Origin of the sequence: Flavobacterium laiguense, from assembly GCF_003097655.1 — a bacterium.
Lineage (GTDB): Bacteria > Bacteroidota > Bacteroidia > Flavobacteriales > Flavobacteriaceae > Flavobacterium > Flavobacterium laiguense.
The window spans coordinates 33396-53980 of the sequence record NZ_QCZH01000003.1; the positions used below are offsets into that span (position 1 = coordinate 33396).

The following is a 20585-nucleotide window of genomic DNA, read 5'->3' on the forward strand; positions in this document are numbered from 1 at the left end:
TTACCTTTAAGAAGCGTTTTCGTTCAATACAGTTTGTACAAGTTAATCCCGAACGGCTTGTAGACGCAAACCGTCAGACCATCGTTATAGGCAAGTATTTTAGTAAGATTCAATAGACAAACATTTTGGTAAACTGTAAAAATTAACCAAATGAATTTGATGAAATAAGTGTGATGGATAATTAAACAAGATGCGAATATGCAAACGGATTTGAGTTTTTGGATTGGCTTTAATGTATTTGTACTGTTGATGCTAGCATTGGATTTAGGGGTTTTTAACCGCAAAGCCCATGAAATAAGTATTAAAGAAGCCATGATTTGGACGGGAGTTTGGGTAACACTTGCCATGTGTTTCAATGTGCTTATTTATTATTGGCAAGGTGAGGTAAAAGCATTGGAGTTTTTTACAGGATATGTGATTGAAAAAGCATTGAGTGTAGATAATATTTTTGTATTCGTTTTAATTTTTTCCTATTTCAAAATTCCGGCTATTCATCAGCATAAAATTTTGTTTTGGGGAATCATCGGGGCTTTAATAATGCGAGCAGCTTTTATTTTTGCGGGAGTGGCGTTACTCGAAAAATTCCATTGGACAATTTATGTTTTCGGGGCGATACTGATTTATACAGGATTTAAGATGCTTACTCAAAAGGAGACCATAATTGAACCCGAAAAAAATCCCCTAATAAAATTATTCAGAAGAATAATGCCTGTCACCAGTGATTTACATGGCGGGAAATTTTTTGTAAAACAAGATGGAAAACGGTTTGCAACGCCTTTGTTTTTAGTGTTGGTGTTGATTGAAACCACCGATTTGATTTTTGCGGCAGATAGCATTCCTGCAATACTGGCCATCACCCAAGACCATTTTATTGTTTATACTTCAAATGTGTTTGCCATACTTGGCTTGCGTTCTTTGTATTTTGCACTGGCGGGAATGATGGATAAATTCAGGTATTTGTCGAAGGGACTTGCTTTGATATTAATATTTGTCGGGCTGAAGATGTTGCTGGTTGATTTCTACAAATTGCCAATACAAATTGCATTGTTGGTAATTGTTGTTATTTTAATCTTGAGCATAGCAGCATCATTGATGTCTAACAAGAGAGAGTAATATTTTTTTCAAAGTGAAAATAGAAATCAAGTAATTTGCTATGATGTTTTAAAAGAATTGAGCTTTATATCGTATTGGTATATTTAGTGTAATTAATAGTGGTTTGCCAAAATAACAATCAACATAAAAGATAATGGATAAAATTCTTGTTACCACCGATTTCTCTTCTAACTCAAAAGCTGCTTTACGGTTTGCCATTCAATTGGCATCACAACATAAATTTGCGTTGACTTTTTTTTATTCCTATTACATTGCAAATCTCACGTCGTTGAGCAATCCCGCCTTTGCTGATTATGAAAAGAAAAAAGCGGATAAAATTAAAAAAAAACTGAACCAATTTGTGGAATCTGTTTATAAAGACATGAATGCTGTTTCCAAAAACAAAAAATGTGTAATAAAAAGTGCTGTTCTTGCAGACAGCAATATCAGGGAATATGCCCAGGAAAATAGATTCAATTTTATCTGCATCAGCACCAGAGGCTCAGGAAAACTAAAAAAAATATTCGGAACAAACACTTCCAGTCTAATCGCCCATTCAATAGTTCCTGTTATAGCCGTACCCCGCAATTATCGTAGAAGTGAAATAAAGAGCGTTATTTACGCCTCCGACCTTGTAAATATTGAAAATGAACTGACAAAAGTAATTGAATTCACAAAGCCGTTAAAGGCAAAAGTTGAAATACTCCATTTCAATTACCACACCGAAATGACAGCCAATAAAAACACAGTAGATGAATTGGTTAAAAAAAATTCAGGGAATAATATTAAACTGCATATCGAAAACATCAATCTGGCCGAGAGTTTAATTTCAAATATTGAAGCGGTAATTAAGCGGTCAAAACCTTCGATGATGATTATGTTCACGCAACAAAACAGAAGTTTTTTCGACAAAATATTTTTCTCCAGCAACTCAGCCAATTTTTCCTTTAAAGCCAAAGTCCCGTTGCTCGTTTTTAATAAAATATAAGTCCCAAAATGGAGGCATAAAATAGAACAGTAAAAATACTCATGGACAACTTATACCATACACATTTATTAAACAGACCAATGGCAAGTGGTATAATACCGATATAGTATGAAAATAGTCCGTTTTTTTTTGGACTATATTGAATACATAATCGGTATTACAGTATTTACCCGTTTTACTACTTATAACAACTTTGGGTGAAGAGTGTGGTGATTTCAAATATGTACGGCGCCCTCGAAGTTCATAAATTGATCAAAGATGGAACCGACAAAAAGGAAGCCTTGAATACTTTTATGAAACGAGCATTGGGGTCTATCGACAAATAAAATCATTTCTTAAGCATACAAAAACGCATTCTGTAATGGAATGCGTTTTTTTGTTGCCAAAAAGAATACTTCCATAATCATTTATTTTTCTCTATAGTTTTAAATAATTTTCATAATTTTGTATAAACCAAGTAGATGAACCATTCAAAATACCTATATCAATCTGAGAAAGATTTTTTAATCTATTCTTTTTATAGTGAAGGACAAAAAGGTAGAATTCAAAAAATGTTTATTTATTCAGAAACTGCCACAGCAGGCGTTTACAATCTTGCTTTTGGAGATTATAATGAAGCAAATAATAGTATTGATGATTTATCAATTAGCAATAATGGAGATAGTTTAAAAACTCTTGCAACTGTGGCATCTACTGTATATGCTTTTACCGAAAAATACACAAACGCATGGATTTTAGCTACTGGGAGTACTAAGGTAAGAACACGATTATACCGAATGGGAATTTCAAATAATTTATACGAAATTTCAATAGATTTCAATATTTATGGATACATAAATGAAACTTGGGAAAAATTCATAGTTGGAGAAAATTATGAAACTTTTTTATTAACCAAAAAATAACATTATTATGACAACAATAGAAGAATTAAACAGTTCAAAAATTCCAATTATTGTTTTAGATAAAAATTTAGAAAAATTCAAAGACCAGATTTTCTTTCCAGAAAAACTCGCAAAAGCGAACGAAATTTTAAAAAAATCGGGCTTACCCAAAATCGAAAAAAAATAACTTATCCAGTAAAAACACATTCCTAACAGGATGTGTTTTTTTTTGAATCAAAGAAGAAACCTTTGGGCGAGACAGCATTAGAGAAAGGGGGCTACTCCACTTTGTCTCGATTCGCCCCCTTTCCCTAATGCTGTCGGGCTATCCATGCTACTTCGGTAGCTTATTCCTATCCCTCTCGCGGGAAACCAGACATCAGGTTGCAGATTTCAGAGAAAACAATCGCGCAAACAAAAAAAACTGATAACAGATACCCCACAACCCATAACTCATAACACCCAACTATTTTTTTTTAGTTTCAAATATTAATCCTTACTTTTGAACCTCATTAAAAAAGCAAAAAACATGGCTGCAATAACATTAGGCGGAAACCCAATAAACACATCAGGTGAATTACCAAAAGTAGGTTCTAAACTAGCTGATTTCAAATTAGTTCAAAACGATTTATCAGTTGCTGATTTAAGCACTTTTGCCGGTAAAAAATTAGTTTTAAATATTTTTCCTAGTATTGATACAGGAACTTGTGCAACATCAGTTAGAAAATTCAACGAAACTGCAAGCAATTTGGCTAACACAACTGTATTGTGCATTTCTAGAGATTTACCTTTTGCCCAAAAACGTTTCTGTGGCGCTGAAGGTCTTGAAAACGTAGTAAACCTATCTGACTTTCAAGAAGGTACTTTTGGAAAAAGCAACGGTTTAGACATTGTTGATGGTCCATTAGCTGGATTGCACTCTAGAGTTATCATTGTAGTTGACGAAAACGGGACTGTTAATCACACAGAACAAGTGGGCGAAATTGCAAACGAACCTAATTACGAAGCAGCGTTAGCCGCACTTTAATAGCCTATATGGAATTTAAAAAAGACAATACCTTATTAACGGGCCGATTGAAAAGCGTGAAATTCGCTTTTCAGGGTGCCGTTAAATTAATTACTACCGAGCACAGTATTATGGTTCAATTTTCAATTGGAATCATAATGACCATTGCTGGTTTTTATTTTCACATCACCACTACCGAATGGCTTTTTCAAACCATGGCCATCGGATTGATCATGAGTGTTGAAGGATTGAATACCGCTGTAGAAAAAATAGCCGATTTTATTCATCCCAATTACCATGAAAGAATTGGTTTCATCAAAGATATCGCTGCAGGTGCCGTATTTTTTGCAGCCTTGACAGCAATCGCTATCGGTCTTATTATTTATATCCCAAAATTTTTATAGGTTCAATTAAATTCAAGAATGGCAAAAACAACAAAAAAAGAACCTTCAGATAAAAAAAACGTATCCGAACCTAAAGGAATAAAATCTTGGGAACTTTCTAAACAACACAAAATTGTTTTGGGGTTCCTTTTGGTCTTATTTTCAATAGCATTATTGGTAGCATTTGTTTCCTTTTTTATCTATGGACAAATGGATCAGAGTGCTGTTTCCGAATTGACTAACCGTGATGAAACAGTTCAAAACTGGTTGGGGAAATTTGGAGCCTATCTAGCCGATTTAATGGTGTACAAAGGTTTTGGAATTGCCGCATTTATATTCGTGCGCTTATTTTTCCTCACTGGAATGTATTTAGTGTTGAATCTTTCCGTTAAAAAACTAAAAGGAATTTGGTTTTGGGACTTATTCGTGGTCATAATTCTATCCGTTTTATTTGGTTTTTTCGCCACTTCACTGCCAGAATTAGGCGGAACTATCGGCTACGAACTGAATTTATTTTCTCAAGATTACATCGGAAAAACAGGGACTTTTTTAGCATTGGTTTTTGGTTTAATAATTTACACCATTTTCAAACTTCAAGTATCCCCAGAAAAAGTACAATCCTTTTTTGAGAACACTAAAAAAGAAATCAAAGAAGATTTGATTCCAAGTCCTGTACTATCTTCAAATAATAGTTTATACAATTTAGAGGAATTTGCTGTAGAAGAACCCGAAGATGAATTGGATGCCATTCATTTAAAATCGACCGGTTCTCAGTTTGAGATAAACAAGGAAGCTCTGAAACCAACCATTTCAAACGCTTCTGAAATTAATTTGGAGCCAACGATCAAACCGCTTGCCATGGAGATTCTGCCAACCGCAGCACCCATCAAAGAAGAGGCATTTGTAATCGAAAAAGCGATTGAAGAAGACATTATAGAAGACAACTTGGCTTCTCGATTGGTGTCGGATTTTGGCTTATTCGATCCTACTTTGGATTTATCGAACTACAAATACCCAACCATCGATTTATTAAAAGAATATTCGACTGGCGGTATCACCATCAATCAGGAAGAATTAGAAGAAAATAAAAATAGAATTGTAGATACCCTTCGCAATTACAAAATAGAAATTGCCCAGATTAAAGCGACTGTTGGACCATCGGTAACCTTATATGAAATTGTACCCGAAGCGGGAATTCGCATTTCAAAAATTAAGAGTTTAGAAGATGATATTGCGTTGTCTCTTTCGGCTTTAGGGATTCGTATCATTGCTCCTATTCCCGGAAAAGGAACTATTGGTATCGAGGTTCCGAACAAGAACCCAACCATGGTTTCTATGAAAAGCGTGATTGGTTCAGCCAAGTTTCAAGAAGCTGAAATGGAATTGCCTATCGCTCTTGGAAAAACGATTTCGAATGAAACCTTCGTGGTCGATTTGGCCAAAATGCCCCATTTATTAATGGCCGGTGCTACTGGACAAGGAAAATCAGTTGGTTTGAATGCTGTATTGACATCGCTTTTATACAAAAAGCATCCAGCCGAAGTGAAATTTGTATTAGTCGATCCTAAAAAAGTAGAGCTTACCCTTTTCAATAAAATCGAGAGACATTATCTCGCTAAATTGCCCGATACCGAAGATGCCATTATCACCGATAATGCCAAGGTGGTGGCTACTTTAAACTCTCTTTGTGTAGAAATGGACAATCGTTATTCTTTATTGAAAGATGCGATGGTGCGTAATATCAAGGAATACAATGATAAGTTTAAAGCCAGAAAATTAAACCCAGAAAACGGACACCGTTTTTTACCCTATATTGTATTGGTAGTCGATGAGTTTGCCGATTTGATTATGACAGCAGGAAAAGAGGTCGAAGTACCTATTGCCCGTTTAGCGCAATTGGCCCGTGCCATCGGTATTCACTTGATTATTGCTACCCAAAGACCATCGGTAAACGTAATTACTGGTTTGATTAAAGCCAACTTCCCTGCAAGAATTGCCTTTAGAGTTACCTCTAAAATTGACTCCAGAACTATTTTGGACACAGCTGGAGCAGATCAATTAATTGGACGTGGAGATATGTTGTATACTAACGGAAATGATGTGGTTCGAGTACAATGTGCGTTTATAGACACTCCAGAAGTAGAAAAAATCACTGAGTTTATTGGAGCACAAAAAGCCTATGCAACCGCTTATTTACTTCCGGAGTTTATTGGAGAAGATGGCGGAGTCAGTCTTGAAATGGATATCTCCGATAGAGACACCTTATTTAGAGAAGCTGCCGAGGTGATCGTGAATGCCCAACAAGGATCGGCATCATTATTGCAACGAAAATTAAAACTAGGCTACAACAGAGCCGGTCGATTGATTGACCAACTGGAAGCAGCCGGAATCGTAGGCCCTTTTGAAGGAAGTAAAGCCAGAAGCGTAAACATTCAGGATATGACGGGACTGGATCAGTTTTTTAGTAATGAGTCTTAATAGAAGTGATCAGTGGTCAGTTTTTTAGTGATCAGTTTGGAGATAGTAGAAGTTAGAGATTAGAATAGAGAGGATAGAAAATAAATTGTAGAACGCGGTCCTTATAGAATCTGAGATTTTGATTTTTTAGATTTTTTTAATTTTTAGCTTTTTTTTTAGATTCTTTTGATTTATTGATCTTTACTTTTGCACCAAACATCTTGCTCAAACGAGACTGCGTGAGGGATAGCAGCTAGCTACCGAAGTAGCGCGTCCCGATAATTATCGGGAAGCCCGGCTCTATTTAGGAAAGGGGCCTATAAGCGGACTGAATCTAAGCCCCTGTCCCAAATAGAGACACGCCCGAATGATTCGGATTCTTAATAACATACAACAAAACAGTAATTAGAATACAACAAAACAAACATCATAATGACATTACACAAAATAACAATGAAACCTTTATTGGGCATTTTTCTTGCCTTTTTAATTGGATTTTCTACACAAGCCCAAGATAAAAAAGCCAAAGAATTACTGGATCAGGTAACTGCCAAAGTAAAAAGCTACAATAACATTGTAATTGATTTTAAATATTCTTTGAACAATGCCAAAGAAAACATCAATCAGGACAGTAAAGGAACGGTGATCATGAAAGGGAATCAATACACATTGAATTTCATGGGAATCACCAAGATATTTGATGGTAAAAAAACCTACACCATAGTACCGGAAGATGAAGAAATTACGATTTCTACCCTTAATGAAAAAGACGATTCGGCTATTACACCTTCAAAAATGTTGACCTTTTTTAATACGGGTTATAAATTTTCGATGGATATTGTTCAAAATGTAGGCGGCAAGAAAATACAATACATCAAATTGATCCCTACTAACCCAAAAGATCAAAGGAAAGAGATTTTGATGGGTATCGATTCTAAAACCAAAAACATCTACAATGTGATTGAAATTGGTAAAAAAGGAACTAAAACAACATTAACGGTTAATTCTTTTAAAACAAATCAGCCATTACAAAAAAATCAATTTACCTTTACCCAAAGTAAATACCCAAAGTACTACATCAATAAATTAGACTAATTATTAGTGAAAATCCTAGATAAATACTTACTAAAAACATTCTTAGGGACATTTGCCACGGTATTTGTAATTCTTTTTTTTGTATTCATACTGCAAACGGTTTGGTTATTCATAGCCGAATTGGCGGGGAAAGATTTAGACTTTATAATGGTCGTTAAATTTTTGGCCTTTTCCATGCCTCGAATTGTGCCATTGGTACTTCCTCTTTCTATTTTATTGGCCTCGATAATGTCTTTTGGAAATTTATCCGAGCATTATGAATTTGCCGCTATGAAATCATCGGGTATTTCGTTGCAAAGAGCCATGAGAACTTTGACTATTGCTATTGGAATATTAAGTATCATTGCCTTTTTATTTGCCAATAACGTTATCCCCTACGCAGAATTTAAGTTTATTAATTTCAGAAAAAACATCGCCCAAGCCAAGCCTGCACTTGCTATTGCGGAAGGACAATTTAGCGATGTAGGTTTGTATAACATTAAAGTAAATAAAAAATCGGGAGAAAACGGAAATCACCTTACAGGGATTACCATTCATGAGAAATCCAAAAATGGTGACGGTAGTAAAACAGTTATTAGAGCCAAAGACGGTGAATTGATCAGTAGCGACAAAACGAGTATTCTTCAGTTGGTTTTGAACGACGGTAATTACTATCAAGATATCGTTCCAAAAAAATATGAAGATCGCGATAAATTGCCTTTTGCCAAAAGCTCTTTTAAGAAATACTGCATCAATATTGATTTATCTGCTTTGAATAAAGTAGACACCAAAGATGAAACCATATCAAACACCAACACCATGCTTAATGTAAGCGACTTGGGCTACACTTTAGACTCTTTAACTAAAAACAGAAATACGGATATTGTTTCTTTTTCTGAAAACAGTTCGACAAGACTTGGTTCGTTGGTTGATAATAACGCAAAAACAAACCTAAAGAAAAAGCCTTTTACAAAAGACATATTGTCTTTGTATACCAACAAACAAAAAGCCGAAATATTAAAAACTGCCAGCAGTAATACAGAAAGCAATATATATGCTATTGACGCAACAAAAACAGAACTTGACAGTAAAAAGAAAAACATCAACGGTCATCTTTTGGCGCTGTATGATAAGTTTGTCATTGTGTACGCCTGTTTTTTAATGTTTTTTATTGGTGCTCCATTGGGTGCCATTATTCGAAAAGGTGGATTAGGGCTTCCTATTGTATTTGCTGTTTTGATCTTTATTTCCTTTCACTTTATAAATACGTTTGGAAAAAGAATTTCACAAGAAGACGGATTACCTCCGTTTTTCGGGTCTTGGATGTCGTCGATGATACTTACTCCATTGGCCATTTTATTGACCTATCGTGCCACAAACGATATTGGTTTAATTAATATGGATGTTATTTTATCGCCTATTCAAAAAGTATTTCAAAAAATTTTTCAAAAAATAATTCCATCTCAAAATAAATAATCAGATGCCTACCTCAAAAATACAACTCAACACTATAGAAGAAGCCATTGAAGATATTCGTCAAGGCAAAGTAATCATTGTCGTTGATGATGAAGATCGTGAAAACGAAGGAGATTTTCTGGCTGCCGCCGAAAAAGTAACTCCAGAAATGATCAACTTTATGGCCACTCATGGTCGCGGATTGATTTGTGCTCCCTTAACCGAAAGTCGTTGCAAAGAGCTTGGATTACACGTTATGGTAAGCAACAATACTGATCCTATGGAAACGGCCTTTACGGTTTCGGTAGATTTGAGAGGTAACGGGGTGACTACAGGAATATCGGCTGCAGATAGAGCCCAAACCATCCTTTCACTGGTAGATTCTAATACCAAACCTCATGATTTGGCACGTCCGGGACACATATTTCCATTGATCGCCAAACAAGGTGGAGTTTTGAGAAGAACGGGACATACGGAAGCTGCTATTGATTTTGCAAGATTGGCTGGATTTAAATCGGCTGGTGTAATTGTCGAAATCATGAACGAAGACGGAACCATGGCTCGCTTACCGCAATTGGTAAAAGTGGCTAAAAAATTCGACTTAAAATTGGTTTCCATCGAAGCGCTTGTTGCTTACAGAATGCAACACGACAGTTTGATTGTAAAGAAAGAGGATTTTGATATCGAAACCCGTTTTGGTACTTTTAGGCTAAGAGCGTATCTGCAAACCACCAATAAACAAGTTCATATTGCCTTGACTAAAGGAACCTGGAATTTAGGCGATGCAGTACTGACCCGAATCAACTCAACATCGGTTAATAACGACATCTTAGGTACATTGACCAACGATGCCCATAAAAAGCTGGATGATATGTTTCAAATGATCAATGACGAAGGCAGAGGTGCCGTTTTGTTTATCAATCAAGAATTACAATCGGTTGATTTACTGAACCGCATCGTTGAATTGAAAGAACTGCAAACCAAAGGCGAATTTAAAGCACCACAAATTAAGATGGATAATAAAGATTTTGGTATTGGTGCCCAAATTTTGCACGATCTTGATATCTCAAAAATTCGCTTATTATCGAATGCAGAACAAACCAAACGCGTTGGGATGATAGGATACGGCTTGGAAATAAAAGAATATGTGAAGTATTAGTTTTTTTTAGAGACTATTACTTAGAGGAATCCTTAGGAATTTATATCTTAAGGATTTTTTTTTTTGCAAAATACTTATCCGTAATGCTAAAATGGCCCACCGATTAAACGGATTGACACGGATTCAAGGCAAACGCATGTGTTTTTTTTACCGCAGATTGCTTCATCAGTTTGCTATCACTTGGGTCGTGCAAAAAAAATCAGGTCTTATTATGGATAACCATTTTGTAATTATTTTGATTGCAGATAAGTAAAAACATTGCGAATCAAATCACTTCCCGCTTCTCTATTTTCACTAATTACTCCATTAGAACCGCTAATTACCGAATCATTGCAAACTTTTTTGGCAACTATTTTTTCTCTAAAGTAAAGCAAATGAAACGGTTAAAAAACCCCTTAAAAAATAGATGCAATTTTCCCAAAATAGTTTTTTTTTAAACGAAAAAGCTCACTATATTTGCACTCGCAAACTAGTTCACAGAACACCACTAACAATAAGCACTTAGTGATGTAATCAGGTAATGAAAGCGACATACTGGAGAAATGGCAGAGCGGTCGAATGCGGCAGTCTTGAAAACTGTTGACTGTAACAGGTCCGGGGGTTCGAATCCCTCTTTCTCCGCCAGTATTTAAACCCGAAACGAAAGTTTCGGGTTTTTTTTTGGTCACAAAAATACCGTGGATCAATCCCAAATTAACCCCTCTTTCTTCGCTGACAAAAAACTAAAGCTTCAATACATCTTTTTTTTAAAGTAAATTCACAAAAGTGCATTGTTAATTAAAAAAACTTATTATATTTGCACTCGCTATCAGAAAACGAAAGCGACATACTGGAGAAATGGCAGAGCGGTCGAATGCGGCAGTCTTGAAAACTGTTGACTGTAACAGGTCCGGGGGTTCGAATCCCTCTTTCTCCGCCACATAAGGTTTCAAAAGAAACTTTAAAAGTCAAAAGCCTTTAAATACTAGTATTTAAAGGCTTTTTCGTTTTTTGTAACTTTCAAAAAACACATATTATATCAAAGAACAGTTACCCTATTGGTTACCCTTTTCAATTTTAGATTATTTCTAAAAAAAGGGTAACTAAATAACAAGAATTCCCCGGGAATTCCTTGTAAAACCAATGATCTCTGAAAGTTTCTTAATCAATTTATGTATTAATTAAAAAACAAGGAGTCATGTTAAAAGTAATCTTCTACATCAAGGCTGATAAAGCCAAACCAAATGGGGAAATCCCTATTTACGCCAAAATTTCATTTCAAGGAAAAGAAACTACAATGTCAACGGGCAAGTCCATTGCTGAAGAAAGATGGTCCTCTACCAATAAACTTAGAAATTTCCTGAAGCTTGAAAAAGAAAAAATAATTAAACAAGCGTTGGACCAATTTCAACTAAAGGTCGAAAAGAAATTTAATGAGCTTGAAAAAGCAAATTCAGAAGTTTCTCTAGCAACTCTAAAAGAAGAGATTAACGGCAAACGCAGTGCAAACAATAAGGGAGTAACTATCCTATCAGTGATGGAAAAGCACAACAAATTTTTTAAAAAGAAAGTTGATGGTGGTGAACGCTCAAGTGCATCTCTACAAAAATACGAACGTGCGAAAGAACTATTGTATAATTTCTTGAAAAAGCATTATGCCCTTGAAGATATTCTCACTACGGAAATAGACAGTCGATTCGTATACAAACTTGAAGATTTTTTGAAGTATGAAAGCAATTTTAAAGGAAAAATTGGGATTAAAAACAACTCCATAGTCAAATACATGAAGATGTACAAAACAGCCAATAATTATGCTATTAGAATCGGTTTGATTGAAAAGTGTCCGTTTAAAGTATATGATGGAAAGATTAAAATAACCGAAGGCGTCTTTCTTTCCCAGCATGAGTTAAATACTATAGAGGAAAAACATTTTTCAACGATAAGACTTGAAAAAGTGAAAGATCTATTCCTTTTTAGTTGTTATACAGGATATGCTCCAATAGACGCATCGAACCTTACAGCAAATAATTTGATTACGGATAGCGCTGGTAATTTATGGCTTAAAACCAACCGAACAAAAACAGCCATTCGCGCTAACGTTCCCGTCTTGCCAGCTGTCCTTAAAATAATTAATAAATATAAAAATCAACAAATTGGTTTAATACCAAAAATGTCAAATCAAAAAATGAACGCTTATCTTAAAGAAATAGCAGACCTATGTGAAATTGAAAAACACCTTACCTGGTATGTCGCAAGACATACTTTTGCAACAACAGTAACTTTGGGGAATGGTGTAAGACTCGAGAATGTATCTGCCATGATGGGGCATACAAATATTAAGCAGACCCAGCATTATGCCAAAGTTTTAGATATTAATATAATGGAAGATATGGCAAAACTAAAATCAAAATATAGTTAACTGGTCTTTTTGATATAGTTCGGAAGTTTAATACGATAAAAAAGCAAAAGAATCCTAGTTAGGCACCCTTTTGCTTTTATAAATTTTGAAGTTATACTACCTTATGTTTTATTATGATTCGACTTTCACCACGAAACTTTACTGTCCATTATCGTTAAGTATTTTTTCTATTTTAGTTGCTTCGTACAAAAAAATATCCCCAAGTTTGGTATATGGAAGGATGCCTGTCTGGCGATACTTTATAATAGTATTATTTGATAGACCAAATATTTTCTTTAAATCTTCATTCCTATAATATCGCAATGTAGATTTTTCATAATTCCCTTTTATTTTAGAATCAATTCTTTCCAATCTGACATATAATGGATCCAGCAATTGTTTAATTGCTACTAAATAGGAGATTTTATTTTCTTTACCTTGTTTAGACATAATAAAAAGTTTTAAATGAAAGTAAGTACTCTTTGACTAAGAATTATAACAATGATTAAGATTACCAATCAATTAATTTGTCTCTCCGTTTTTGAAATATTCTAAGAATATTGTCGAGAAATTTTATCTGTTTTTCTTTATAAATAAATCCTTTACATTCAGAAAATTGCTTACTAATTGTATCTATACTGGTTTGTAATCCACCATCCCCCATATAAGTGAAATTTTCTTCAACAAATAGTTGAATCTTACCTCTATTGTACTTCCCATTGTTATCATCAAAAAATAAAATTTTCTCATCCATAAGAATGTAAAAAAGTTGCGCCAGATCACTTTTATTGTAACTTGAACTGCATTTCTCTCTCAGTATTTTTTTTCGGGCTTCATCCAAATTTTTAATTTTGCAATCTTTTTCTTTTAAAAGGATCTCGATGCATTCTATCTTCCTATACAAATTTGCAACTGCCTCAGGAAGTTCTTTAAATGTGATTTTTTTCATAGCATTATTGCTTTGGAATTTTAACTTCTACATCAGATTCAGAAAAAAGAAAATAAATCTTACTCTTTTGGCTTCTATTACGAGTTGGCACGTACTTGATATATCCATACTCGTTTAGTTCATGTATGCATTTATGGAATGTTTTTGGCGAAGAAATCATCGCTATTTCCATAATTTCATAACTGCGCACCTGAATAGGATTAATAAAACCACTATCCACTCTAAATTGCAGCAATGCTGCATATATACCGATATGCGTAACGCTGATACGATAATCATTCTTTATTGCCTTAAAGAAATCAGATAAAGGTTTTAGTGTTTCCATTATTTCTAAGTGTATCAACTTATGCGCATACCATTGCGTTTTGATTGTCTTTCTTTCTGATGCTCATTGTTTTTTTGCATCTGTTTTACGGTTTCCATTGTTTTATTACCCAATGCAGTTGCAAGTGTTACCTTTCTTGAATGTTCGTCATAAATGTTTATCGATTTAAATTGAGGATTGGCTTCAATATAAAATCGATGCTCACTTCCGTCTTTTATCAAGACTACGGACTGCCGACTCCCTTGTTTTAAAGCATCCCGCAATTTATCCGCCTCAGTTTTACTGGGCAGTTCTTTCAACGGTAACTGTTGCAATGCTTTTTCAAGATCATAACCGTATCCGGAATGAAATTCCTTTACACGATAATTACCATTCGGATCCTTGTCGTTAAGGTCAAGTTGCATCCAGGATGTCCCTTTTTGAATCGCACGTCCAGCCAACAAATTGTGAGCCTGTGTGGTGTCAATAGAATAAGCTTCCTGCATTTTAAAATAGTGTTGTCTAGTTTCTTCAGGCTTTGATTCATTTTGTAAAGCGGCTTTATAGCCTTCAAATTGATAGTGTCCTGTCGGATCTTTAACAAAAGAAAGTTCGTGATCGAGTCGTTCTTTTTCGTTGATATAATAAGAAACTGGGATACTGAACTGATCTTGACCCTGTCTAATCTGCTGGTCTATTCTAGCGGACAAATCTGAGAAACCAATACGCTGCACCTGATCGTGCAGCGATTGGCTATTCTGTTCTACTCCCTTTAGATCCTGTCGGACTGCAATTTGCTCTATTAATGGCGCAATCAAAACTTTCCGAACGAAACGTACTAACAAGTTAGGATAAAGTTGTTTCAGTATTCTGTTCCTTTCCTGCTTTAGCATCCGTAAAGCAAATCGTTCATCCAAATTCTGTGAGCCTTTATACTTCGATGCAATGCGCGCGTAATGATGCAGCTTTTCTTTAAGCAGTGACCTATTGCTAGAAAGACTGAAAGAAAACAGTTTACTAAAACGCTCTTCCCTAGAGCGCCATTGGCTCAATTCCATCTCTACTCTGTTAACGGGAAGTGGTTCATTCATAACTCAAATTTTATTAATCTTCCTTTCTGCTACATGGAACTAGACTGGCTTTTCCTTCTTTTCTTAGCTTCCTTTGGTATATCAGGACCATCGTCGTCAGGATTCTGACTTTGTTTTTTGTTGTCCTGTTTAGTTGACTTACTTTCCCCTTCAGACTGCTTTTCCTCTTTAGACTTTCGATTATTGATGCGATGCATATTATCATCATACACATTAATCGTTTTGAACTGAGGATTTGCTTCTACATATTGTTTACTCTCATTACCTTCTTTTACGAAAGTAGCAGATTGCAAATTTCCTTTTTTCAGCGAATCCATAAGATCCTTTTTATATTCAGGATTTTCTAATTCCTTGATTGGATGTTTGGACAATGCAGCTTCTAGATCATAACCATAATTCTGATGATAATGATTTAACTTAAAATTTCCATTTGTATCAACTTCTTTAAAATCCAGCTGCACCCAAGCCTTATAAATCTGTTCTTCTTTATTGGTCAGGTCTTTATAAACTGCCCTTCCTTCCATTAGATTATAAGCCTCTTTCATCGTGATACCCCCTTTATTAACATAAAAAGTTTGCTCCATCGATTCCTTAGCTTGCTCTTTTTGTAGATTCACTTGGTAGGAATTAAAAAAATACATATCACTCTGGCTTGACTTTTTAAAGTTTAATGTCGCTACTGCAGTATCATTGCCATATTTCGTATTATAATTCAATGTAAAACTAGGAGTCTCCTGTTGCATTTTTTCCTTCAATTCACTTTCCAGTCCTTCACCGAAGCCGGTGTACTTAACCTGGTCTTTTAAGTATTCAAAATTTTTCTCGTTCATGACTAAATTCTTTAAATGATTACTAATTTACAGTTTGGGCAGTACAGTAACCTGCACTAGTTTTTTGTTATTCACATGCAATTCCACGTGTCTGCCACCATTTTTTTCCATTAGTTGCATAGCAAGGTATTTTTGCTCAGGAATTGTAAATTTTGGAAAAGCAAACACGAATGTATTTTCGGATTCTCCGTCAATTGTAGCTACATTATTCAGAATGTAGACTGGTACGATTTCAATTTCCTGTGAAGCTGTTCGTTTCACTTTTTTATTGTCCCGTATAAAAAAGCGTAGTTGATCAACATCATAATTGATTTTAGAATTGTTTGTTATATTAATTCTATAGTACATCACATCATCGCGGATAAAAATTCCGCTGAGTTGAAACTGAATGTCGTACTTGTTTTCCTTTTCGCCTCGTAACTTTTTCTTGTCATAAAAAGCCAATTTGGAATACTTTTGAATATTCTCTTCATTTCCAGTACCAGAAGAAAAATAAATTTCTTGCGCTTCTGATTTTGTCTTATTCAAAATGAGATTCAGCTGCGGGCAATGTTCATCATATTTTAGAACGAAAGAATAAAGCTGACCATCGGCAGTAACCACCGTAAGGTTCGTTTGAACAAATCCTTGCTGTGCTGCCTTAATCATCAGTATATTTTCAAGGCCTTTCACTTTCTGAACCAACACGTCCTGACTTCCCCTGTCAACACTTTTGATAGCAAAAGGAAATACGATATTGGTCGTTTTTGAGTACGCTATCGCTAAGGAATCGGATTCAATTTTGGATAGACGATTTTTGTTCGTTTGTTGTGCAAACGCACTAATGGTAATAAGCAATAGACATTTTACCATCAATAAATTAAAATTTTTCATGTTTCTATTTTTTTATTTTTAATTGGAATCCTTTTGTTTTTCATCACGAAGCAGAACTTGATATCCCGCTTTCACTACAACCTTAACCAGTTTCACGCTTTTGCTAAGAAGACTTTTAGCTGCCTCAATACCAACTCCAGCTGCCTGAGTACCCCAAGAATCATCAAGAGAGGAAACCCCTAAAGTTTGCATGGAACGATCGGCTGATGATTTGGCGACATCTCTACTAATGGCACCTGGAATGTAGATTCCTATGAGTCCATCCATATCATATACCGATAAATCAACAGGGAACAGAGAATTATTATACCTCAAGCTGTTTATGGTAATTGTGAGTCTTTCCCCTTTTAAGGAAGCTACTCCAAACAAGAAATTATCCTTTGGAATCTTGATGCCATTGATGAAAATATCATTGGTAAGTCGAAGTTTAACAGTTGAACCATTTACTATAGTCTGCGTTTCATGGATAACAGCCTGTACGGCATTTTGTATGTTGTCAGCACTTATTGGGTCATCAAAGGAATAGAATGCATTATGTTTGGATTGTCCAGTAAGAACTGTACTACTTGAATGTGTACTTTGCAAGGATGAAACATTGTCTTCTTGCGTTCTAGTGGCGATGGCAAATACCTGTCCACGCTGAGCTTCCGAGGCTTTTCTCAATTTTTCCTGCATTCTATCAGGATGCTGAATATCCAATATATTTTCGAGCATCCCACTGAGTTGTTGCAGTTCAGGATCCGGGTTCTCTTTTTGCCCGTTCATGGATTGCATCATTTCTTCCAATTTCTCAACGTCATTAGAATGCATCGAAGTTTCATTCGATTTTTCATATTTATCAAAATCCTGATTTTGAACTACCGGTGCATTTATCGCCTTCTGTAATGCTTCCAATTTATTACGAACCTTTTCTTCATTGGGATCTCGATACGCAGTTGTATTTAAACCTGTATTCTCTCTTATCGAAGGATTTCCTTTTAAGGGTGTATCATTGTGACTAGCTATTGAATCCTCTTTAAAAGAAGGACTTAAATAATTTGGATCCTTTTTAATGAGTTCGTCAAGTTTTACAGAATCACGTGCAGCCTGCTCATAGTAGTTCATTTTATCCCACGTAGCATCTTCCTTAAATTTTGGATCGGGAAGCTCTGCATTGAAACCTTCCTTTTCAATTACTTTCGTTTCTTTAACATCTTGTTTCCCTCCGCCCAATGCCCAAAACATTGTGGTAATAAACGGCAATACCAATAGCGGCAATACTAATAGCATCTTGCGCTGTCTAAGTGTTTTTAGTGATTTTGTTTTTTGTTCCATGATATTATTTTTTAAATTGTGAGTGATAATAGTGTTCGACTATGGCGAGACTGTCTAAAAGTCCGGGACGGTATTGCGCAATGCTATCATACCGTTTTTTCCCTGTGGGACTGCGACCCAAACTATCCATATACTCCCGAAAACGGACAATTCTTTCAAATTCAATTTTACTGATTGTCGCATTCAGTTGTATGGTTTCATTTTCAAAAGGCACCATATTAGTCGGTTTGCTAATCTTATTTATAGTGATACTTTTAGTCATATCTACTGAAAAGCTATTCACAATTATATAAATACTACAACCGCCTGTAAAAATTATAAAACAGAACAGAATCGCAATCCAACCTTTACGCGATAAATGTGCCGTCTTTCTCTCTAGCCAGTTGGCGCACTTATATTGCAAACGAAGATTCGCTTCATCAAATCTTTTCAATAGATTCTCCCTGAAATCATACCCTTCAGCAGGACTATTTTTGTTGTTTTTTTTAAAGATGAATTTCATAGTCAGCAGTTTTATTATTTTCTATTTTCAGTACGTAGATCCCGATTCTCAATGGTATTCCACCTTTCGATCAAAAAACCATGCGGATTGTTGTCACTTCTGGATACATTACGAAGATTACCCTCTGTTACTAAGCTCCGATACGCAATACTGGTTGTCCTGATAATATTTTGTGTGGCGTAACATCGGAAACGGTAAGGATAATTGTTAACGTCAACCGTTACACTATCCACTTGTAGGGTCTGGCTAATATTTCCAGAAATAATGCCGGAGTAATAACCATTTTCCTTTAAATCATCATAAATCCGCTTAGCACTGTCATCAGCTAGGTAAAGTGCCTTGGTAACATTGCTTTTGATTACCTTATCATCTGGATCAAGGGTAAAGAATAATTTATGAAAGACCTTTACATGATCCCTTGCCTCCACTGGTATATTATCTTTTCGGTCAGAAGCATAAGCTTCGAGTGCTTTTCCATTGGCGAGTATATAGACCTTATCCTGCATTTTCGACACCAAACTAAAACTCTTGTAAAGCGTAAAACAGCAGATTACGATGCAACCACCTATTACTAACATGGTAAAACCGCGAACATGTCGAAAAGCAGTGTCAATATTTTTTATTTTACTAAACATGGTACTTTTATTTAGGGATTAAGAATTGCCTTTTAATTTATCGCCCATGTAACTCTCTTTATCTTTAAAGTAAGCAGCAGAACTACTAGATCCTGACATGCTTTGGGACATGCGCCCTGCAGCATTGCCCATCGCATCCACAGCCATACCTGCACCTGCTGATGCGGTGTTGATTGCTGAGTTTGTAGAATTGCTAAAAATACTGGTCACTTTTTGACCCAATGCGCTACCGCCACCAGCATGAACAATATAATTGGCGACGGAAGGAACAGTGAAATAGCCAACGATACCGATAATCATAAACACCAGATACGCTATATCCGTACTGCTAAAGAAAGTATCCCCATAATGATGAGCCTGTGCTATGTCAATTTTAAGCATGTTCTCCTGAATCTTCCCGATGATACTGCCAAATATATTGGCGACAGGAAGCCATAAGTAGATATTAATATAGCGTGCCAACCAGACGGTAAGCGTATGTTGGAAACCATCGAAAACGGCAATTCCAAAAACCAGTGGTCCTAAAACAGAAAGTACTACAAGCTGAAAAGTCCGGAGTGTATCAATACAAAGCGAAGCTGCTTCAAAAAGTACCCGTAATACTTCACTCATCCATTCCTTAACTGAATTTCGAAAATTATAAGATGCTTTGGACATAGCAAATTTGATGTCATTCCCAATCCCTTCAAGTGCTCCTTCGGCACTGGGATCTGCATTATCATGCGTGTATTTATACCATTTATCACGGTCACCGCTTCCATCTGTGCCAACATACATTTTCCAGGGATCTGTTTTCTTGAGGGCATCTTCTTTTTCTTTAAGCAGTACTTTAATTGCTTTGTTCGATCCTTCAACCATCGAGGCAGTTGCAGTAACGGTAGGTTTCATAACCCCATTAATCATATTCAAAACCGAAGGAAAAATCATTATACAAAACCCAATCACAAACGGGCGGAAAAGTGGGTAAAAGTCTATGGGTTCCGCACTGGCAATATGTCTCCAAACTCTGGAAGCAATATACCAGATGGTTGCAAAACCAGCGATTCCCTGCCCAACTCCCAACAGGTTGCTACATAAAGGCATCATCTCGTCATACAATTGTTCCAGTACACTATGCAGACTGTTCATATTGCCTGCTACTGCTTGTGCCCTGATTGTAAAGGGCAATACCATTCCTACGGCGGCAAATAATGCCTCCTTATTTAACTTTGCCAT

22 protein-coding genes, 2 tRNA genes and 1 pseudogene are annotated in these 20585 nt (G+C 35.7%); 14 read left to right on the forward strand and 11 right to left on the reverse strand.

The window, feature by feature from the left end:
* The first annotated feature begins 198 nt into the window (after positions 1-198).
* From DB891_RS04290 to ribB, 11 genes and pseudogenes are all read left to right on the forward strand, one after another.
* Complete coding sequence (locus tag DB891_RS04290; protein ID WP_116760951.1) at positions 199-1113, forward strand: TerC family protein; 915 nt, start codon at positions 199-201, stop codon at positions 1111-1113.
* Positions 1114-1246: 133 nt separating this feature from the next.
* Complete coding sequence (locus DB891_RS04295; protein WP_116760953.1) at positions 1247-2080, forward strand: universal stress protein; 834 nt, start codon at positions 1247-1249, stop codon at positions 2078-2080.
* 206 nt (positions 2081-2286) lie between these two features.
* Positions 2287-2406, forward strand: a pseudogene (locus DB891_RS17945) (DUF6952 family protein); the annotation flags it as partial.
* Positions 2407-2541: 135 nt separating this feature from the next.
* A complete protein-coding gene (locus tag DB891_RS04300; protein ID WP_116760955.1) occupies positions 2542-2982 on the forward strand; it encodes a DUF6934 family protein in 441 nt (146 codons plus the stop codon).
* Between the two features lie 7 nt (positions 2983-2989).
* A complete protein-coding gene (locus DB891_RS17565) occupies positions 2990-3148 on the forward strand; it encodes a hypothetical protein (RefSeq protein WP_189337094.1) in 159 nt (52 codons plus the stop codon).
* Between the two features lie 342 nt (positions 3149-3490).
* Entirely contained in the window at positions 3491-3988 is a 498-nt protein-coding gene (gene tpx / locus DB891_RS04305) for a thiol peroxidase (protein WP_116760957.1), read from the forward strand.
* 8 nt (positions 3989-3996) lie between these two features.
* The gene (locus tag DB891_RS04310; RefSeq protein WP_116760959.1) at positions 3997-4371 is read left to right on the forward strand and encodes a diacylglycerol kinase family protein; all 375 of its coding nucleotides are present in this window, start codon (positions 3997-3999) and stop codon (positions 4369-4371) included.
* Positions 4372-4389: 18 nt separating this feature from the next.
* On the forward strand, positions 4390-6828 hold the full coding sequence (locus tag DB891_RS04315; RefSeq protein ID WP_116760961.1) for a DNA translocase FtsK: 2439 nt from the start codon (positions 4390-4392) through the stop codon (positions 6826-6828).
* 432 nt (positions 6829-7260) lie between these two features.
* Positions 7261-7902, forward strand: coding sequence for a LolA family protein (locus DB891_RS04320; RefSeq protein WP_116761292.1), 642 nt, complete (start codon positions 7261-7263; stop codon positions 7900-7902).
* A 6-nt stretch (positions 7903-7908) separates the two neighbouring features.
* Complete coding sequence (locus tag DB891_RS04325; RefSeq protein WP_116760963.1) at positions 7909-9357, forward strand: LptF/LptG family permease; 1449 nt, start codon at positions 7909-7911, stop codon at positions 9355-9357.
* A 4-nt stretch (positions 9358-9361) separates the two neighbouring features.
* Positions 9362-10495 (forward strand): 3,4-dihydroxy-2-butanone-4-phosphate synthase, encoded by a 1134-nt coding sequence (gene ribB, locus DB891_RS04330; protein WP_116760965.1) that lies wholly within the window; start codon positions 9362-9364, stop codon positions 10493-10495.
* Positions 10496-10725: 230 nt separating this feature from the next.
* Here the strand turns inward: ribB and DB891_RS17570 are convergent, their stop codons facing one another.
* On the reverse strand, positions 10726-10869 hold the full coding sequence (locus tag DB891_RS17570) for a hypothetical protein (protein WP_189337095.1): 144 nt from the start codon (positions 10867-10869) through the stop codon (positions 10726-10728).
* 162 nt (positions 10870-11031) lie between these two features.
* Between DB891_RS17570 and DB891_RS04335 the strand changes: the two genes are divergently transcribed.
* The 3 genes from DB891_RS04335 to DB891_RS04345 all read left to right on the forward strand — a co-directional run bounded on the left by DB891_RS04335 (position 11032) and on the right by DB891_RS04345 (position 12893).
* Positions 11032-11119: transfer RNA gene (locus DB891_RS04335), tRNA-Ser, on the forward strand.
* A gap of 207 nt (positions 11120-11326) precedes the next feature.
* Positions 11327-11414, forward strand: a tRNA-Ser gene (locus tag DB891_RS04340).
* A 258-nt stretch (positions 11415-11672) separates the two neighbouring features.
* Positions 11673-12893 (forward strand): site-specific integrase, encoded by a 1221-nt coding sequence (locus tag DB891_RS04345; RefSeq protein WP_116760967.1) that lies wholly within the window; start codon positions 11673-11675, stop codon positions 12891-12893.
* Positions 12894-13031: 138 nt separating this feature from the next.
* Here DB891_RS04345 and DB891_RS04350 read toward each other — a convergent pair whose 3' ends face one another.
* The 10 genes from DB891_RS04350 to traJ all read right to left on the reverse strand — a co-directional run bounded on the left by DB891_RS04350 (position 13032) and on the right by traJ (position 20585).
* Complete coding sequence (locus DB891_RS04350) at positions 13032-13322, reverse strand: MerR family transcriptional regulator (protein ID WP_116760969.1); 291 nt, start codon at positions 13320-13322, stop codon at positions 13032-13034.
* A gap of 61 nt (positions 13323-13383) precedes the next feature.
* Positions 13384-13821, reverse strand: coding sequence for a hypothetical protein (locus DB891_RS04355; RefSeq protein ID WP_116760971.1), 438 nt, complete (start codon positions 13819-13821; stop codon positions 13384-13386).
* 4 nt (positions 13822-13825) lie between these two features.
* On the reverse strand, positions 13826-14146 hold the full coding sequence (locus tag DB891_RS04360; protein WP_116760973.1) for a hypothetical protein: 321 nt from the start codon (positions 14144-14146) through the stop codon (positions 13826-13828).
* A 14-nt stretch (positions 14147-14160) separates the two neighbouring features.
* A complete protein-coding gene (locus DB891_RS04365) occupies positions 14161-14970 on the reverse strand; it encodes a hypothetical protein (RefSeq protein WP_124019490.1) in 810 nt (269 codons plus the stop codon).
* A 275-nt stretch (positions 14971-15245) separates the two neighbouring features.
* Positions 15246-16046: a hypothetical protein gene (locus tag DB891_RS04370; protein WP_116760976.1), complete on the reverse strand. Its 801-nt coding sequence runs from the start codon at positions 16044-16046 to the stop codon at positions 15246-15248.
* A 27-nt stretch (positions 16047-16073) separates the two neighbouring features.
* Positions 16074-16919 (reverse strand): conjugative transposon protein TraN, encoded by an 846-nt coding sequence (traN, locus tag DB891_RS04375; RefSeq protein ID WP_116760978.1) that lies wholly within the window; start codon positions 16917-16919, stop codon positions 16074-16076.
* A gap of 18 nt (positions 16920-16937) precedes the next feature.
* Positions 16938-18233 (reverse strand): conjugative transposon protein TraM, encoded by a 1296-nt coding sequence (traM, locus tag DB891_RS04380; protein WP_116760981.1) that lies wholly within the window; start codon positions 18231-18233, stop codon positions 16938-16940.
* 4 nt (positions 18234-18237) lie between these two features.
* A complete protein-coding gene (locus tag DB891_RS04385; protein WP_116760983.1) occupies positions 18238-18735 on the reverse strand; it encodes a hypothetical protein in 498 nt (165 codons plus the stop codon).
* A 14-nt stretch (positions 18736-18749) separates the two neighbouring features.
* On the reverse strand, positions 18750-19370 hold the full coding sequence (traK, locus tag DB891_RS04390; protein WP_116760985.1) for a conjugative transposon protein TraK: 621 nt from the start codon (positions 19368-19370) through the stop codon (positions 18750-18752).
* Positions 19371-19388: 18 nt separating this feature from the next.
* Positions 19389-20585 carry a conjugative transposon protein TraJ gene (traJ, locus tag DB891_RS04395; protein ID WP_116760987.1) on the reverse strand — a complete coding sequence of 399 codons (1197 nt, stop codon included), beginning with the start codon at positions 20583-20585 and terminating at the stop codon, positions 19389-19391.

What these genes read in the sequence shown, in the direction of transcription:
- ribB (WP_116760965.1), top strand. Translation starts at nt 9,362, where the DNA reads ATGCCTACCTCAAAAATACAACTCAACACTATAGAAGAAGCCATTGAA.
- DB891_RS04345 (WP_116760967.1), top strand. Translation starts at nt 11,673, where the DNA reads ATGTTAAAAGTAATCTTCTACATCAAGGCTGATAAAGCCAAACCAAAT.
- tpx (WP_116760957.1), top strand. Translation starts at nt 3,491, where the DNA reads ATGGCTGCAATAACATTAGGCGGAAACCCAATAAACACATCAGGTGAA.
- DB891_RS04315 (WP_116760961.1), top strand. Translation starts at nt 4,390, where the DNA reads ATGGCAAAAACAACAAAAAAAGAACCTTCAGATAAAAAAAACGTATCC.
- DB891_RS17565 (WP_189337094.1), top strand. Translation starts at nt 2,990, where the DNA reads ATGACAACAATAGAAGAATTAAACAGTTCAAAAATTCCAATTATTGTT.
- traK (WP_116760985.1), bottom strand. Translation starts at nt 19,370, where the DNA reads ATGTTTAGTAAAATAAAAAATATTGACACTGCTTTTCGACATGTTCGC.
- traJ (WP_116760987.1), bottom strand. Translation starts at nt 20,585, where the DNA reads ATGGCAAAGTTAAATAAGGAGGCATTATTTGCCGCCGTAGGAATGGTA.
- DB891_RS04310 (WP_116760959.1), top strand. Translation starts at nt 3,997, where the DNA reads ATGGAATTTAAAAAAGACAATACCTTATTAACGGGCCGATTGAAAAGC.
- DB891_RS04385 (WP_116760983.1), bottom strand. Translation starts at nt 18,735, where the DNA reads ATGAAATTCATCTTTAAAAAAAACAACAAAAATAGTCCTGCTGAAGGG.
- DB891_RS04350 (WP_116760969.1), bottom strand. Translation starts at nt 13,322, where the DNA reads ATGTCTAAACAAGGTAAAGAAAATAAAATCTCCTATTTAGTAGCAATT.
- DB891_RS04290 (WP_116760951.1), top strand. Translation starts at nt 199, where the DNA reads ATGCAAACGGATTTGAGTTTTTGGATTGGCTTTAATGTATTTGTACTG.
- traN (WP_116760978.1), bottom strand. Translation starts at nt 16,919, where the DNA reads ATGAAAAATTTTAATTTATTGATGGTAAAATGTCTATTGCTTATTACC.
- DB891_RS04320 (WP_116761292.1), top strand. Translation starts at nt 7,261, where the DNA reads ATGAAACCTTTATTGGGCATTTTTCTTGCCTTTTTAATTGGATTTTCT.
- DB891_RS04370 (WP_116760976.1), bottom strand. Translation starts at nt 16,046, where the DNA reads ATGAACGAGAAAAATTTTGAATACTTAAAAGACCAGGTTAAGTACACC.
- DB891_RS04360 (WP_116760973.1), bottom strand. Translation starts at nt 14,146, where the DNA reads ATGGAAACACTAAAACCTTTATCTGATTTCTTTAAGGCAATAAAGAAT.
- DB891_RS04295 (WP_116760953.1), top strand. Translation starts at nt 1,247, where the DNA reads ATGGATAAAATTCTTGTTACCACCGATTTCTCTTCTAACTCAAAAGCT.
- traM (WP_116760981.1), bottom strand. Translation starts at nt 18,233, where the DNA reads ATGGAACAAAAAACAAAATCACTAAAAACACTTAGACAGCGCAAGATG.
- DB891_RS04355 (WP_116760971.1), bottom strand. Translation starts at nt 13,821, where the DNA reads ATGAAAAAAATCACATTTAAAGAACTTCCTGAGGCAGTTGCAAATTTG.
- DB891_RS04300 (WP_116760955.1), top strand. Translation starts at nt 2,542, where the DNA reads ATGAACCATTCAAAATACCTATATCAATCTGAGAAAGATTTTTTAATC.